This window comes from Aeromonas sp. s3, from assembly GCF_040907805.1.
Lineage (GTDB): Bacteria > Pseudomonadota > Gammaproteobacteria > Enterobacterales > Aeromonadaceae > Aeromonas > Aeromonas dhakensis.
The window spans coordinates 131,570-146,529 of the sequence record NZ_JBFOCQ010000006.1; the positions used below are offsets into that span (position 1 = coordinate 131,570).

The 14,960-nt window shown below is 62.2% G+C and carries 16 protein-coding genes; 5 read left to right on the plus strand and 11 right to left on the minus strand.

The window, feature by feature from the left end; genetic code table 11:
- Positions 1 to 2 precede the first annotated feature (2 nt).
- On the minus strand, positions 3 to 1,139 hold the full coding sequence (arnB, locus tag AB5Y98_RS01280) for a UDP-4-amino-4-deoxy-L-arabinose aminotransferase (RefSeq protein ID WP_095593328.1): 1,137 nt from the start codon (positions 1,137 to 1,139) through the stop codon (positions 3 to 5).
- 221 nt (positions 1,140 to 1,360) lie between these two features.
- Here arnB and AB5Y98_RS01285 point away from each other — a divergent pair, with 221 nt between their 5' ends.
- Positions 1,361 to 2,707: a UDP-glucose/GDP-mannose dehydrogenase family protein gene (locus AB5Y98_RS01285; protein WP_126882483.1), complete on the plus strand. Its 1,347-nt coding sequence runs from the start codon at positions 1,361 to 1,363 to the stop codon at positions 2,705 to 2,707.
- 433 nt (positions 2,708 to 3,140) lie between these two features.
- On the opposite strand, the gene AB5Y98_RS01290 is transcribed toward AB5Y98_RS01285, so the two are convergent.
- From AB5Y98_RS01290 to AB5Y98_RS01305, 4 genes are all read right to left on the minus strand, one after another.
- A complete protein-coding gene (locus tag AB5Y98_RS01290; RefSeq protein ID WP_005304010.1) occupies positions 3,141 to 3,383 on the minus strand; it encodes a YheU family protein in 243 nt (80 codons plus the stop codon).
- A gap of 107 nt (positions 3,384 to 3,490) precedes the next feature.
- The gene (locus AB5Y98_RS01295) at positions 3,491 to 4,465 is read right to left on the minus strand and encodes a hydrolase (RefSeq protein ID WP_368231158.1); all 975 of its coding nucleotides are present in this window, start codon (positions 4,463 to 4,465) and stop codon (positions 3,491 to 3,493) included.
- A 56-nt stretch (positions 4,466 to 4,521) separates the two neighbouring features.
- Positions 4,522 to 5,421 carry a chemotaxis protein gene (locus tag AB5Y98_RS01300; protein WP_005304001.1) on the minus strand — a complete coding sequence of 300 codons (900 nt, stop codon included), beginning with the start codon at positions 5,419 to 5,421 and terminating at the stop codon, positions 4,522 to 4,524.
- Positions 5,422 to 5,603: 182 nt separating this feature from the next.
- The gene (locus AB5Y98_RS01305) at positions 5,604 to 6,290 is read right to left on the minus strand and encodes a hypothetical protein (protein ID WP_368231160.1); all 687 of its coding nucleotides are present in this window, start codon (positions 6,288 to 6,290) and stop codon (positions 5,604 to 5,606) included.
- 39 nt (positions 6,291 to 6,329) lie between these two features.
- Here AB5Y98_RS01305 and AB5Y98_RS01310 point away from each other — a divergent pair, with 39 nt between their 5' ends.
- The gene (locus tag AB5Y98_RS01310; protein ID WP_005303994.1) at positions 6,330 to 6,536 is read left to right on the plus strand and encodes a YheV family putative zinc ribbon protein; all 207 of its coding nucleotides are present in this window, start codon (positions 6,330 to 6,332) and stop codon (positions 6,534 to 6,536) included.
- A 232-nt stretch (positions 6,537 to 6,768) separates the two neighbouring features.
- Positions 6,769 to 7,407, plus strand: a complete 639-nt coding sequence (locus AB5Y98_RS01315; RefSeq protein WP_005303992.1) for a peptidylprolyl isomerase — start codon at positions 6,769 to 6,771, stop codon at positions 7,405 to 7,407.
- A 62-nt stretch (positions 7,408 to 7,469) separates the two neighbouring features.
- Here the strand turns inward: AB5Y98_RS01315 and AB5Y98_RS01320 are convergent, their stop codons facing one another.
- Positions 7,470 to 7,685 (minus strand): SlyX family protein, encoded by a 216-nt coding sequence (locus tag AB5Y98_RS01320; protein ID WP_005303987.1) that lies wholly within the window; start codon positions 7,683 to 7,685, stop codon positions 7,470 to 7,472.
- A 14-nt stretch (positions 7,686 to 7,699) separates the two neighbouring features.
- A complete protein-coding gene (locus AB5Y98_RS01325; protein ID WP_010634893.1) occupies positions 7,700 to 8,668 on the minus strand; it encodes a WD40 repeat domain-containing protein in 969 nt (322 codons plus the stop codon).
- A 119-nt stretch (positions 8,669 to 8,787) separates the two neighbouring features.
- Between AB5Y98_RS01325 and fkpA the strand changes: the two genes are divergently transcribed.
- Positions 8,788 to 9,594: an FKBP-type peptidyl-prolyl cis-trans isomerase gene (gene fkpA / locus AB5Y98_RS01330; protein WP_005303977.1), complete on the plus strand. Its 807-nt coding sequence runs from the start codon at positions 8,788 to 8,790 to the stop codon at positions 9,592 to 9,594.
- A 138-nt stretch (positions 9,595 to 9,732) separates the two neighbouring features.
- Positions 9,733 to 11,139 carry a sigma-54-dependent transcriptional regulator gene (locus tag AB5Y98_RS01335; protein WP_368231162.1) on the plus strand — a complete coding sequence of 469 codons (1,407 nt, stop codon included), beginning with the start codon at positions 9,733 to 9,735 and terminating at the stop codon, positions 11,137 to 11,139.
- Between the two features lie 81 nt (positions 11,140 to 11,220).
- On the opposite strand, the gene AB5Y98_RS01340 is transcribed toward AB5Y98_RS01335, so the two are convergent.
- The 4 genes from AB5Y98_RS01340 to AB5Y98_RS01355 all read right to left on the minus strand — a co-directional run bounded on the left by AB5Y98_RS01340 (position 11,221) and on the right by AB5Y98_RS01355 (position 14,933).
- Positions 11,221 to 12,090 carry a tetratricopeptide repeat protein gene (locus tag AB5Y98_RS01340; protein WP_368231164.1) on the minus strand — a complete coding sequence of 290 codons (870 nt, stop codon included), beginning with the start codon at positions 12,088 to 12,090 and terminating at the stop codon, positions 11,221 to 11,223.
- Between the two features lie 113 nt (positions 12,091 to 12,203).
- Positions 12,204 to 12,539: a hypothetical protein gene (locus AB5Y98_RS01345; protein WP_005303968.1), complete on the minus strand. Its 336-nt coding sequence runs from the start codon at positions 12,537 to 12,539 to the stop codon at positions 12,204 to 12,206.
- 127 nt (positions 12,540 to 12,666) lie between these two features.
- The gene (locus AB5Y98_RS01350) at positions 12,667 to 13,008 is read right to left on the minus strand and encodes a DUF2956 domain-containing protein (protein ID WP_024943060.1); all 342 of its coding nucleotides are present in this window, start codon (positions 13,006 to 13,008) and stop codon (positions 12,667 to 12,669) included.
- 86 nt (positions 13,009 to 13,094) lie between these two features.
- Entirely contained in the window at positions 13,095 to 14,933 is a 1,839-nt protein-coding gene (locus tag AB5Y98_RS01355; protein ID WP_368231166.1) for a bifunctional UDP-sugar hydrolase/5'-nucleotidase, read from the minus strand.
- Between the last annotated feature and the right edge of the window lie 27 nt (positions 14,934 to 14,960).

The following is a 14,960-nucleotide window of genomic DNA, read 5'->3' on the forward strand; positions in this document are numbered from 1 at the left end:
GGTTACTCCAATATGTCGATAAGTGCCGCGACCACGCGGTCAACGTCGGCCAGCGTCATGTCCGGGAAGAGTGGCAGGGTGCACAGGCGTGAGGAGTTCCACTCGGTATGGGGCAGGCTGAGGGTCGGGTAGCGTTCGCGGTAGTACTTCTGGGTATGGGCTGCCCGAAAGTGCAGGCCGGTACCGATGCCGCGCTCCTGCAGCGCCTGCATCAGCTGATCCCGATCGAGGCCGCAGCGCTCGGGGTCGACCCGCACCATGAACAGGTGCCAGGCGTGCAGGTGTGGGTAGCCTGGCACGGCGAGGGGGGCCAGCGGCAGGCCGGCCAGCCGCTCCTGGTAGCGGGCCACCAGTTCGGCCCGTTTCGCATTGAGCTCGGGCAGGCGTGCCAGCTGCACCAGGGCGATGGCGGCGTTGATGTCGGCCAGGTTGTATTTGAAGCCCGGGGTGATCACCTCCGCCTGCGGCTTGCGGCCCAGGCTCATGCGATCAAAGGCATCCACGCCCAGGCCGTGGAATTTGAGCATCCGCACCTTGTCTGCTAGCGCCTTGTCGTCGGTCACCAGCATGCCCCCTTCGGCGCAGGTCATGTTCTTGATGGCGTGGAAGGAGAAGATGGCGGTGCCGCTGGCGCCGATCCAGCGCTCCCGATAGCGGGTACCGACCGCGTGGGCGGCATCTTCGATGACCGCAATGCCGTGCCGGCCGGCCAGCTCGAGGATGGGGTCCAGGTCGAGGGGGGCGCCGGCATAGTGCACCGGGATGATGGCCTTGGTCCTGGCGGTGATGAGCGGGGCGATCAGCTCGGCGCTGGTCATCAGGGTATCCGGGTCCACGTCGACGAAGACTGGCTCGGCCCCCAGCAGGGTGATGATGTTGATGGTGGAGACCCAGGTCTGGGAGGGGGTGATCACCTCGTCTCCCGGGCCAATGCCCAGCGCCATCAGGGTGACGTGCATACCGGCGGTGGCGGAGCAGAGGGCGACGGCATGCTGGCAACCGAAGGTGTGGCAGAATTGCTGCTCCAGTTCATGATTCTTCGGGCCCGTGGTGATCCAGCCCGATTTCAATACATCACAGACAGCACTTATCTCGGCATCGCCCATGGCTGGCCGTGAAAATGGCAGAAAATCTTGCATATGAGATCCAACAAAGAATATTAATCAGTGCCCATTAAATTGGGCTCCCCCAAACTGTTTTACTCAACATACGGATATAAAAGCGGGCCTGCAATGGTCCAGAAACAGCTGGTAACAATTAACTGGTGCGGACATCTTAGGTAGTGTGATAAATATTTATAACCCCCCAAACCTACTGTTTTTCCAAATTACAAATTCTCTGACATTCTGGTTGTATCAATATGAACATTACTGTATTTGGAAGTGGCTACGTGGGCCTGGTTCAGGCCACCGTGCTGGCCGACGTCGGTCACCAGGTCATCTGTGTCGATGTCGATGAACAGCGGGTGGCTGCCCTGATGGACGGTCATGTCCCTATCTATGAACCCGGGCTCGACACCCTGCTGCAACGCAACATCAAGAGCGGCGCCCTGGTGTTCACCACGGATGCCGTACAGGCCGTCGAACACGGTGATGTGCAGTTTCTGGCGGTGGGGACGCCACCGGGGGAAGATGGCTCCGCCGATCTCAGCCACGTGTTGACGGTGGCCGAAACCATCGCCCGGCATCGTGACCGGCCCGTCATCATCGTCAACAAGTCGACCGTGCCGGTGGGTACCGCCGACAAGGTGACCGCCAGGGTGAAGAGCATCCTGCAGCAGCGGGAGCAGTCGTTCACCTTCGACGTGGTCTCCAACCCCGAATTTCTGAAAGAGGGCTCCGCCATCCAGGACTGCCTGCGGCCGGATCGCATCGTGGTGGGCACCGCCAACGAGGCCTCCCGCCAGCTGATGCGCGAGCTCTACGAGCCGTTCAACCGCAACCATGACCGCATCCTGTTCATGGATGTGCGCAGCGCCGAGCTGACCAAGTACGCCGCCAACTGCATGCTGGCCACCAAGATAAGCTTCATCAACGAGATGGCCGGACTGGCCGAGCGGGTCGGTGCCGACATCGAGATGGTGCGCCAGGGGATAGGCTCGGATCAGCGCATCGGCTATCAGTTCATCTACCCGGGTTGTGGTTATGGCGGCTCCTGTTTTCCCAAGGATGTCAAAGCCTTGCTGGCCACGGCCCAGGAGCTGGAGTACGACACGCCGCTGATCCGGGCGGTGGAGCGGGTCAATGAATTGCAAAAGTCGCGGCTGTTTCAGCTGCTGTCAGCGTTCTTCCGCTCCGAAGGGGAGACCCTGGCAGGCAAGACCATCGCCCTGTGGGGGCTGGCGTTCAAGCCCAACACGGACGACATGCGCGAGGCGCCGAGCCGGGCCCTGATGGAGGCGCTGTGGCAGGCCGGTGCGATCGTGCAGGCCTATGATCCCGAGGCGATGCAGGAGGCCCAGCAGATCTACGGCAACTGCGACAAGCTGCGCTTGATGGGCACCAAGGAGGCCGCCCTGTTTGGTGCGGATGCCCTGGTGATCTGCACCGAGTGGAACCATTTCAAGGCCCCCAACTTTGCCGCCATCAAGCAGGCGTTGAAGCGACCCCTGATCGTGGATGGTCGCAATCTGTTTGATCCGGGTCGCATGAAAGATCATGGGTTCCATTATTACGCCATAGGCCGGGGCGAATCGGTAATGAAATAACATCTTGTCATATTGGGCCGCCATCAATAATCAGCTGTGTGGCGGATTAATCTGCTGGATATTGGCTGCAGCGAGATATTGCTCTCACTATTTTTATGGTGAGGGCGAGTTTTGTCATCATAATTTAATATTGTGAAGCGCTTCACTTTATTTATTCTATTTTGTCGATACGACCCGGCGCTTAATTATTGCGGTCAACCTTGTCGTTATCCGCTATCGGGGAGACAGGACAGGCTGTGCCAGGGGCGCAAGGTGTTTGCAGAACCGGCATGAACAAGATTCGGCAAGATGGCAGCAATGCCAGTCAACATGGCCCTGCGCAGTTGCGCAGTTGCGCAGGGCCATGTTGTTTTATCGGGTGCAGGGAGATCCGGCGGGAACAGACAGGGAGAAGGGCGGCCAGGGTGGCAGGCCCGCAACGGCGATGGGCAGGCTATTGCGGTAGGTCGTCCACCTGCGCCCTGTCGAGGGTCGCCTTGGGCACTATGTTCACGCTCTCGTGCAGCTCGCTGTACACGATTACCGCCACGCCCTGCTGCAGCTGAGCTCTGACATCGTCGACCTTGTCGGCCAGACTGACATCCTGTTCGCCATACTCGGTGCCTTCCTGCAGCACGAAGTGCTCGAGCAGGTTGTTGAGGGTGTCTGCATCCAGCTCTTGCCAGGGGATTATCATGGTTTTATCTTCCGTTACCAGAGAGCGGGTATTGTCTATCTGTGGTCGGCCAGCGCAAGGGATTTATCTGGCCGCCAGCCGATGAGGTGAGAGAGCGGCCGCCATGGCTACCGGCCCGTATGCTCCTGCAGCCACTGGCTGATCCGCTCCTCCAGCCAGAATCTTGGCCGCCAGGGCGTGCCGTGCAGGAAGCCCACGTGGCCGCCCCGCCGGCTCAGCTCGTAACGCACCATGGGGGAGAGCTGCTCCGCCTGCGGGATCACCGCCTCGGTCATGAAGGGATCGTCGGCGGCGTGGATCACCAGGGTGGGGATGGGGATCTGCGCCAGCATCCCCAGGCCAGAGCAGCGCTGGTAGTAGTGATCGGCGCTGTCAAAACCGTGCAGTGGCGCCGTGACCTGCTCGTCGAAGTCGCGCAGGGTGGCGATGGCGCGCACCTGCTGCGGCTGCCAGCGGGCGCTGGCCGCCGCCTGCCGCCGGATCTTCTGCTGCAGGTTGTGGCGCATGGTGCCCAGCAGATAACGCTGATAAACCCGCGAGAAGCCCTGATTGACCCGATCGGCGCAGCTGTCCAGCCGCAGCGGCGCCGAGATCACCACCGCCGCCGTCAGCTCGCTCGGGCAGGCGCGCGCCAGCAGATTGACCAGCATGTTGCCCCCCAGCGAATAGCCGATGGCGATGAGCGGCTTGCCGGGAAAGCGGCGGCCGAGCTCGGCGATCACCGCCTGGGCATCCTCGATGGCACCGGAGTGATAGGCCTGCAGCAGCCGGTTCGGCTCGCCGCTGCAGCCGCGAAAGTGCATCAGCACCGCCTCGTTGCCCTGGCGTTGCAGGTGGGCGAACAGCCCCTTGGCATAGTGGGAGTGAATGCTTCCCTCCAGCCCGTGAAACAGCACGATGAGCGGTCGCTCATCCCGGCTGATCTCGCCGCTCCAGGCGAGATCGACGAAGTCGCCGTCCGCCAGCTCGAAGCGCTCGGCCACGAAGCGGGCCGGTTGGCGGCGCAGCCACTTGGGCAGGATGGTTTGCAGGTGGGGATTGCGCGCCCACCAGGGGGCGTGAAAGTGGCTCTCGATCAGCATGCTGGGTCCGGGACAGAAAAGGAAACGGCGAGCAGCCGGGCTGCTCGCCGTCGGGATCAGGCCGGCAGGCTGTCGTGGTGCTCGGCACCGCGCAGCATGGCCTGGATCAGCTCGTTGGCTTCAAACTTGGTCAGCGCCTCGTGGGCACCCACCTGGTGGGCCCGCTCCACGCTGATCTCGCTCGAGAGCGAGGTGTGCAGGATGATGTAGGCACCCGCCAGCTTGGCGTCGCTCTGCACCTCGAAGGCCAGCTCGTAGCCGTCCAGCCCCGGCATCTCGATGTCGCTCACCAGGATGTCGATGGGGGTCTTCTGGGCGGCCCGGGTCTGCATCAGGGTCAGCGCATCCTTGCCGTTGGTGCACACCTCGTAGGGGATGTTGATGTAGTCCAGCGCCGCCATCAGCTGGCGGCGGGCGACCGAGGAGTCATCCACCAGCAGGATCCGCATCGGCTTGATCCGCTCCCGCTGCACGTCGGTCAGCACCGGGTAGAGGTGACTGGGGTCGTCCGGGTAGACCCGGGAGAGGATCAGCTCCACGTCCAGCAGCTGGATCAGCTGGTCATTGACCCGGGTCACGCCGGTCACGAACACGTTGTGACCGAGGGAGGCGGGGGGCGGCGCTATGTCGCGCCAGTTGCATTCGGTGATCTTGTCGATGCCGCGCACCAGAAAGCCCACCAGGGTGCGGCGGCAGTCGGTGATGATGATGAAGCAGTGCGGCATCTCTTCCTGGCTGATCGGGCGATAACCCACCGCCATGGCCATGTCGATCACCGGGATGGTAGTGCCACGCATGCTGGCGGCGCCAAGCACGGTCGGGTGCGAGTGCGGCATGGCTGTCAGCTGGGTGTAGGGCACTATCTCTTTTACCTTGAGGGTGCCGATGGCGAAGGATTGCTTGGCCGAGAGATGAAACAGCAACATGCCCTGGGATTGGTTGGCCTTGCTTTTCATGGCAGATGTCCTGTGAGTCAAAACGGTATCAGTCGATTCAGGCCCCTAGCATAAAGGATTATAGGAGAAATGGCCCTTCCGTTATTAACGACCGTTTGCCGTAAAACTGGACTCATTTCATCCATTTATTGCGGCGATCCGCCCTGGTGCGAACCGCCGGGGGCCGAGCTGCGAGAGGGCGGTCAGACCGCGAGCAGGGTCGCCAGCGGGCAGCCGAGCCACTGCTGGCTGGCGCGATCGAGGGCGCGCTCATCCTCGTAACCGAGCTTGCTCGCCACCTGAGGAGCCTTGCTGCCGCTCTTGAGCAGACGCATCGCCTGCAGCAGCTGCCACTGCGCCCGCAGGGCATCGGCCGCCAGTGTCGGCTCGTTGAGACCGCGCTGCGCCAGCGCCTGCTGCCATGCCTCGTTGCCGCCAGCCTGGCCAGCGGCCAACCCCTGCCAGGCGGTCTGCAGCGCAACATCCGCTTGCGGCTGGATGGGGCAGCCCTGCAGCTCGTCGAGCAGTACCTGCAGCCGGTGACCGTAGGCGCCGTGCCAGTCGCGGGGGCGTTGCCAGTCGGCCAGGCTGTCGAACAGGGGATCCAGCAACGGGCCGGGTTGCAGCCAGCCCGCCTGGGTGGGTTGGTCGACACGCACCGAGCAGATCAGCAGATCGTAACGGCAGCCGGCCAACGGGCTGAACGCGGCCAGGGCATCGGCACAGAGCCAGAAGTGGCTTCCCGCCGTCAGCAGCAGCTCATGGGCACCGAGTCGCAGCAGCGCCGCACCCCGTGCAATCCGCAGCAGTTGCCCTGCCGGCATGCGCTTGCGAACGCCGACTTGCAGATGGGGGGTGAAAAAATGCTGATGTTCGATGGCGTGATGCATGTAAAAACCCTGATATGATGCTGCCCGGAGGTAACGAAAATGGAAACCAGACGTAAAAAACGCTTCATTGCCGGGGCTGTTTGCCCGGCGTGCGGCAAAATGGACACCATGATGCTGTATATGGAGCATGGAGTCGAGAAGGTGACCTGCGTCGAGTGCGGGGACACCCAGGTGCAGACCGAGGCCGAGGTGGCCAGGGTGACCCGCGAGACCGAACAGGTGATCGGGGTGTTTCGCCCGGAATAATGGAGGGGCAGAGCGCAGATGGTGCCCATCCCTCGGGCTGATGGCGGCCGCCGGCCTGCACGGGCCAGCGCGCCGCTCACTCCCATGAGTGCCGGCCAACGGGATGGCGGGCGGCTTTGCATTGCCATCCCCTGCTGGCTTTTTCATCACGACTGAGCCGGGCGCACCATATGCTTGTCTGCCTTTTTGAGGTATTCTGGGCCCGTTTTTTTCTATCCGCAGGATCCCTGACATGAAAGTAGCTCCCCTGAGCGTGGTTACGCTGGAATACACGGTCACCGACGAACACGGTGAAGTCATCGACACCACTGTCGGTAAAGAGCCTCTGGTGTATCTGCACGGTACCCGTTATCTGGTCTCCGGCCTCGAAGCCGAGCTGGAAGGGCGCAGCGTGGGCGAGGCGTTCGACGTCACCCTGACGCCGAGCCAGGCCTATGGCGAGTACGACGAGAACCTGGTGCAAGAAGTGCCGGGCGAGCTGTTCGACGGCATGGAAGTGTCTGAAGGGGATACTTTTGTGGCCGAGACCGACGAAGGTCACCGTCCGGTGACCGTGGTCGAAGTGTCCGAAGAGTTCGTCAAGGTGGATGGCAACCATCCGCTGGCCGGCGTGACCCTGGGCTTCAAGGTCGAGATCAAGGACGTGCGCGCCGCCACTGCCGAAGAGCTGGCCCATGGCCACGTGCACGGTGCCGGTGGTTGCGGTCACGATCATGGCCACGACCACGATCATGGTCACGACCATGAGCACGGCGGTTGCTGCGGCGGTGGCCATCACGGCCACGATCACGGTCATGACCACGGCGACGACCATGGTCACGGCGGCTGCTGCGGTGGCGGCGGTTGCGGTGGCAAGGGCCATCAGCACTGATCACGGCCTGGCCGATGATAAAAAAACCCGCGCCTGGCGCGGGTTTTTTTATGGCTGCGCACTCAGTAGTGCGGCGGCGGGGTCTCTTCGGCCATGCTGGCGATCTGGCTTGGCTGCACGCTCTGCAGCTTGTCCACCAGTAGCTGGATCCGATGCTTGAGCCGATCCAGCTCGCGCCCTTGGGTGGTGACCTCCTCGTTGAGTTGCTCCACCGTGTATTCGGCGAAGGCGAGGCGGCTTTCCAGGGTTTCGAGGCGATCGTTTAATTGCTGACTCATGGGCCTTTTGGTCCTTACTTGATAGTCCAGATTTCGGCCAGGCCGCTGGAGCTGGCGCTGACAAGGTGGCTATTGTCGCGCAAAGCCACGCCGTAGACCACTGCGCTCGGCGGTTTCACCTTGGGATGGGGCGAGACGCGCCAGCTCTGCAGCAGGCTGCCGTCGCTCACCTGCCACAGGGAGAGCTGGCGGGAGGGGGCGCCGGTGATGAGCCACTTGCCGTCGTTGGCAAAGCGCGCCGTGGTGTAGACCTCGAAGCGGTGGTCGAACTGCAGCCGGCTCAGCTCCTTGCCGGTTTTCAGATCCCAGATGCTGGCCTGGCGGCTGTCGGCGGTGAAGGCGAGCCGTCCGCTCGGGTCGAGCCGGGCCAGCACCACCCGGCCGGCGTGGTTGAAGCGCCACACCACCTGGCCGCTGCGGGTATCCCACAGATAGGCGCTGTAGTCGTTGCCGCCGGTGAGGGCGTAACGGCCGTTTGGGGAGATGTCGACTGTGTTGACCTGCTCGGTGTGGCCGAGGAATTGCAATCTGCGGCCGGTGCGGGTGTCCACCACCTCCGCCTTGCCGTCTTCCCGGCCGATCAGCACCTGGCGACCGTCGGCGGAGAGGGCGATGTCCCTCAGCCTGGATTCAGGAAGCGAATAGTAGCCTTGGGACTGGCCATCCTTGAGGCGCCAGATCCCGAAGGTATTCAGGCTGGCGGTCACGGCGTGGCTGTTGTCCGCCGAGAAGCGGGTAATGATGACGAAGTCGTCCGGATTGTCGGACTGGCGCCAGCGCCAGCGCTCCTTGTCCTGCTCCAGGTCCCACACTACCGTGCCCTGGCCCAGGCTGGAGACGATGGCTTGCTTGCCGTCACTGGCCAGATCGGCGCTCAGCAGCCCCTGGCTGGCGAGGGTCAGTTGCCGGTCCGGCGATGAGCTCTGTTCGCAGCCTGTCAGTATCAGGCAAACCGCGACGAGATAAATGGCACTTTTTATCATTTTTCCTGTCTCATGCTTTCGTTACCTGCGATCACGGCGTTAGTATAAGGCGCTTATCACGATAAACCTCTCATTTCACGAAGGAACCGAGAGCGGTATTTAGAGTTTTGGAGAAACTGATGAACAATTTTCTGAAGGTGTCCCTGTTGGCTGCGGCGGTTGCCGTAGGTCTGACTGCTTGCCAAAAAGACGAGAAGACTGCTGCGAATACCGCAGAGGTCAAGGCAGAAGCCAGCAAGCCGGCAGAGGCCCCCAAGGCTGAAGCCAAGAGCTTTGAAGAGCAATCCGGCTATGCAATTGGCCTCTCCATGGGTCGTTATATCGCCAATACCCTGGAGCGCCAGCAGGAGCTCGGCATCAAGCTGGACAATGCCGTGATCCTGAAGGGCGTCACCGACGGTCTGGGCAAAGAAGCCAAGATGACCGACGAGGATATCCAGAAGGTTCTGCAGCAATACGATGCCAAGATCAACGAGCTGACCAAGGCCAAGGCTGACAAGGATGCGGTGGAAAACCTGAAGAAGGGTGAAGAGTACCTGGCCGCCAACGCCAAGAAAGAGGGCGTGAAGAGCACCGAATCCGGCCTGCAATACCAGGTCGAGAAGATGGGTACCGGCGCCAAGCCGAAGGCCACCGACATCGTCAAGGTACACTACACCGGTACCCTGACCGACGGCACCAAGTTCGACAGCTCCGTCGATCGCGGCGAGCCGGCCACCTTCCCGCTCAACCAGGTGATCCCGGGTTGGACCGAAGGCGTGCAGCTGATGCCGGTTGGTTCCAAGTTCAAGTTCTTCCTGCCGTCCAAGCTGGCCTATGGCGAGCACGGTGCAGGCTCCATCCCGGCCAACGCCGTGCTGGTGTTCGACGTTGAGCTGCTGGCCATCGAGAAGCCTGCTGCCGATGGCGAGAACGCCAAGAAGTAAACGGCCCGCGTTGAAAAACGGCTCCTTAGGGAGCCGTTTTTGCTTGTATATCCTGCCGAATGGCGGGATAAAAGAGAGAGTCGCCAACTGTGCTAAGATGGCGAAATAGACAACAAAATCAATTGCAAGGATGGCGCCGTGGCGGAAAGCAAACCCCGAGTCCTGCTGGTGGAAGACACCCGCAGTCTGGCTGTGGTCTATGAACAGTATCTGGCCCAGGATGGCTATGAGGTGCTGCGGGCCGACTGTGGCCAGCAGGCCCTGGCCCAGCTGCTGAGCAGCCCGCCCCCCGTGGTGCTGCTGGATCTCGAGCTGCCCGACATGTCAGGCATGGACATTCTGCAGCAGATCACCGAACAGCAGCTGCCCTGCTCGGTGGTGGTGATCACCGCCCACGGCTCGGTGGACGTGGCGGTGGAGGCGATGCGGCTCGGTGCCTTCGACTTTCTGACCAAGCCGTTTGACGGCAAGCGGCTGTGCGCTACCGTTCGCAACGCCTTCAAGCACCAGCAGCTCAGCTCGCTGGTGGCCCAGTACCGGGAGAACTTCGAGCGCAGCTCGTTTGCCGGTTTCATCGGCGCCTCCATGCCGATGCAGGCGGTCTATCGCATCATCGAGAGCGCGGCGCCAAGCAAGGCGACCGTGTTCATCACCGGCGAGAGCGGCACCGGCAAGGAGGTGTGCGCCGAGGCCATCCACCAGTGCAGCCCGCGTCGCGAGCAACCCTTCATCGCCCTCAACTGCGCCGCCATCCCCCACGACCTGATGGAGAGCGAGATCTTCGGTCACGTGAAGGGGTCGTTCACCGGCGCCCAGGGGGATCGCAAGGGGGCGGCCAGCCTGGCGGACGGCGGCACCCTGTTCCTCGACGAGATCTGCGAGATGGATCTCGACCTGCAGAGCAAGCTGCTGCGCTTCATCCAGACCGGCACCCTGCAGCGGGTCGGCAGCGGCAAGCTGGAGACGGTGGACGTGCGCTTCGTCTGCGCCACCAACCGGGATCCCCTGGTGGAGGTGAAAGCGGGGCGTTTTCGCGAGGATCTCTACTACCGGTTGCACGTGATCCCGCTGAGCCTGCCGCCGCTGCGCGAGCGGGGCGAAGACATACTGCTGCTGGCGCGCAACCTGTTGCAGAGCTACGCCAAGGAAGAGAGCAAGCGTTTCAAGGATTTCGATGCCGAAGCGGCGCGGGTGCTGCTCGACTACCCCTGGCCCGGCAACGTGCGCGAGCTGCAGAACGTGGTGCGCAACATAGTGGTGCTCAACGACCGCGAGCTGGTGAGCCCTGACATCTTGCCGCCGCCCCTCAACGGCAGCCGGGGGGGCCTGCCGCTGGCGGTATCCACCCCGGCGCCGGTCGGCAGCACCGAGCCTGTGGTGTCCAATGCCCCGATCCGCCCGCTCTGGCTGGTGGAAAAAGAGACCATAGAGCAGGCCATCGCCAGCTGTGACGGCAACATTCCCAAGGCGGCGGCCCTGCTGGAGATCAGCCCCTCCACCATCTATCGCAAGAAACAGAGCTGGGAGGAGGCGAGCCTGGTCTGACGTCCTGGGGCTACCCCCTCGGGGGATGAAGCATGCGGGGCGGCCCATTGGCCGCCCCGCTGCGTTTCTGACGATGGTTGACTAGAGCTTGCCCAGCGCCTTGAGTCTGGCCAGCCGCTCGGCCTCGTTGGCCTTGAGCCAGCGATCCTGAGACAGCAGAAACCAGGCGCGGGCGAAGTATTCGGCAGCGGCCGGATCATCCAGTACCAGCGCATTCTCCCCCAGCTCTTCGAACACATAGCCATCCTCGGGCGCGCCGGCGGCTGCCATGTCGTCCTTCAGCTGGGTCAGCTCGGCCCGGGCCTGCTCGTGTTGTTCCTGGGCCCGGCTCAGGCGGGCCAGACTCCAGCGGGCGATAAAGGCCTTGGCCTGATTGTGGTGCTGCTCGTGCCAGACCAGGCATTTTTGCTGACACTGGCGGGCCTCTTCCAGCCGGCCCAGTTCGAACAGGGTCCAACCCTGATTGTTGTAGAGGGTGGCGAGCCAGCCGCGCACCTTTGGATCCTGACTGCGCTCCGCCAGCTCCATCGCCAGCTGATGCCAGCGGTTCTGCTCCTCCAGCGGGGCGGCGATGGCCACCATGTGGGCCGCATCGATGGCGAGATAGAGCTCCTTGTGCTTGAGCCCAAGCTGCCACGCCTGTTCAAACAGCGTCCTGGCGCTGGCCTTGTCGCCGGCGGAGTTGAAGGTGCGGCCGCGCTCCAGCAGAGCGCGCAGGCGGGCCCGCGGGGTCGCTTCGGTGAGGCGGGGCTCTATCTCGTCGAGCAACTGGTGTGCCTCGGCAAACTGGCGTTGCAGCGAATGGGTGCGGGCTATCTGGGTGAGCAGCTCCAGCTCGTATTGCAGGTCGGCGGCGGCGCGCGCCTCGGGCAGCAGAGCATGAAAACGCAGGGCGGTGGCGGCGGGGTCCTTGTAATCCCACTGCGCCATGAAATCAGGCGGATTGTCCATCTGGCCTCCTTGCTGGCGATCCTTTCACCAAGATGCCTGCAAGCCATTGTTTGTACAAGGGGCCCTCGTCACAGAGCGCCCCTTGAGTCATGGCAACGGCAGCGGCCAGCCGGTCAGTAGACCATGGCCAGGCTCATCAGCATCAGGCCGAGGGCGGCGAAGGCTCCCTCCTTGATGGCGAGGCGCGGCACCAGTGCCTTGGGCAGAGCCGGAAACAGGCTGAGGGCAAAGCCGAGCCCCGGCATCAGCCAGTGGAAGGCCGGGTTGCGCAGGCTCGGGTCTGCCGCACCATTGATGATGATGAGCAGAATGAAGAGGGTGAAGGCGGGCAGGATGAACCAGCGGGCGCTGCCGGCCGCGACCGCTCGCAGCGGCGAGATGCGATAGAGCAGCAGGGTCACGATAAACAGCACCAGGGGGGCCAACAGGTAGAGGGGAGCCGGGTTCATAACGGGTATCCTGAAAAAGGGGGGGTAAACAGCAGTGGCGGGATTTAATCAGCCCGCAGCCGGGATGACCAGCCACAAGGGCCCGGGCTGTGAAGAAGATCCCAGGCAAAGGTTTGCCGGCGGCGTCTCAGCGCAGCCAGTACCAGGCGGCAAAGCCGAGCCAGCTCAATCCCAGCAGCAGCCAGGGCAGCGGATGCTGGCGGGTCACTTCCACCAGTTCGACGATGTCGTCCTGCTCCTCATCCTGCTGCGCTAGGTGAGACTGTTTGGCCTTGGCCTGCAGTTTTTTCTGGCGATTGGCCTCGCGGGCCCGCGCCTTCATCTGCTTCTTGTATTCGTCTATGCCTTTCTGGATCCCCTGGGCGATCAGCTGGGTCTGCTCCTTGGTCTGTCCCGGTTTCTGGTTGGCGCGGGCAATTTTCATCGCCTCCTGCTGGGTCTCGGGGGAAATCTTGTCGTACTTCGCCATCAAAGGGTCTCCTCGGCATCGATTGGCGGGGAGTATGCCATAAAAACGGCGCCCTCAGGCGCCGTTGCAACAGCTTGTGAGCCGGATCAGGGCTTGTAGTAGGTCACGGTCGCATAGGGCAGCGGATTGAGGGTGCCCTGGGACTCGGCGTACTCCATGAACATCTCGTTCTCGCCCACGCCGGAGTCGACGTAGTCACCTTTGTTGGGCAGCTCTTCGCGTTTGAGCAGACCGCTGTAGCCATCCTTGCCGGAGGCGATGTAGGTGTTGGCACCAACGCGGTAGACCTTCTCGTCATCCAGCGGCAGCCACTGGCCGTTGGCGTCCAGCATCTCCAGCTTGGTGATGCGGGAGCCCTTGGCCAGCTTGCCGTCGTAGGTGTAGCTCAGGTGGCCGACGTAGGGGAAGGCACCGCTGGAGGCGGCGATCCCGGTCTCCAGACCGATGGAGTAGTCAACGGCATACTCCAGGGTGGCACGCACGTCCTTGCCCTTGAGGTTGAAGGCGGCGATCTTGTTGCCAAACGGCAGCAGGGTCCCCATCACGTAACCGACCGAGAGCGGGCCCGCGTTCACGTCGGCACGCACGCCACCGGCGTTCTGGATGGTGAAGTCCACCTTGGTGTTGAGCTTGTTGAGCTTCCAGTAGAGGGATTCGGCCACCAGGGGATCGATGAGGCCGGCACCGTCCGGGGTGGTCGGCACGCGCACGTGGGGCAGCTTGGTCGGCACGTCGGCGATGATCTTGGCCTCGAGCTCGGCCACGGCCGGCTTGTACTCGGTGTCGATCACGTCGCGCATGGCGGTGTCTTCCGGCACGATCTCGATGACCGGAGACTTGCTGATGAAGTTGACCACGTTGGTCTGCTCGGTGCCGCTCAGCGGAACCTTCTTCTTGGCCACTTCCTTGGTGAAGTCGTCGCCGGTCATCAGGGTGTTGCGCCCTTCACACTTGGTGAGCTCGCCTTCCTTGCTCAGGGAGACGTTGACCAGGCCGTAGCCCTTGGCCCATTCACCGGCCTGCACGATACAAGTCTTGCCGCCGTCCGGGTTGTTGACGATCTGGGCATAGGTGTTGTCGTCGGCCGGGTTCTGGTTGTGGGCGGTGTAGCCGATGCTGTTGAGCTCGGTGATGTCGCCGAGGAAGGTCTGGGAGTGACCGCCGACGATCAGGTCGATGCCGTTGACAGCCTTGGCAACCGCCTGGTCATTTTGCAGACCGATATGGGTGACCATGATGATCTTGTTGGCACCCTTGGACTTGAGGGTATCGACCATTTTCTGGGCGGTCTCAATCATCGGCAGGAATTGGGTGTCTTTGTCCGGTGAGGAAATATCATGCATATTTTCCAGCACCAGTCCGAAAATACCCACGCTCTCGCCATTGACTTCCTTAATGACATATTCGTGAATATTCTCGCTGTCCTTCAGGGTGGCGCTACTGGATTTCACCATATTGGAAGCCAATACCGGGAAATTCACCCGTGAGACGAAGTCTTTAATTGCCTGGTTGCCCAGATCGAATTCATGGTTGCCGAGCACCATGGCATCGATACCCATGTCGGAGAGCAGTCGGGACTCCTCTTCCCCCTTGAACTGGGTGAAGTAGAGGGTGCCCTGGAAGGCGTCACCACCGTTGAGCACCATGAAGTTGCGGCCTTCGCTGGCCGCCTGGCTGCGCAGCTCGTCCAGCTTGAACTTCAGACGCGGATAGCCGCCCAGCTTGGCGTTGAACTTGAACAGCTCCTGCCCGCTCGGCTGGATCGCCAGGGCATTTTCGGTCGGGTCGAGGTGGGCGTGGGTATCATTGATGTGGGCAATGGTCAGATCCAGCGGAATATGTTCCTTGCTGCTGTTTTCTGAATTGCAGGCGGTCAGCCCGAACAGGGTAATAGAGACGGTGACGGCCAGTAGCGTCTTCTTCATCGGTAATATTCCTCTTGTTGTTATAGT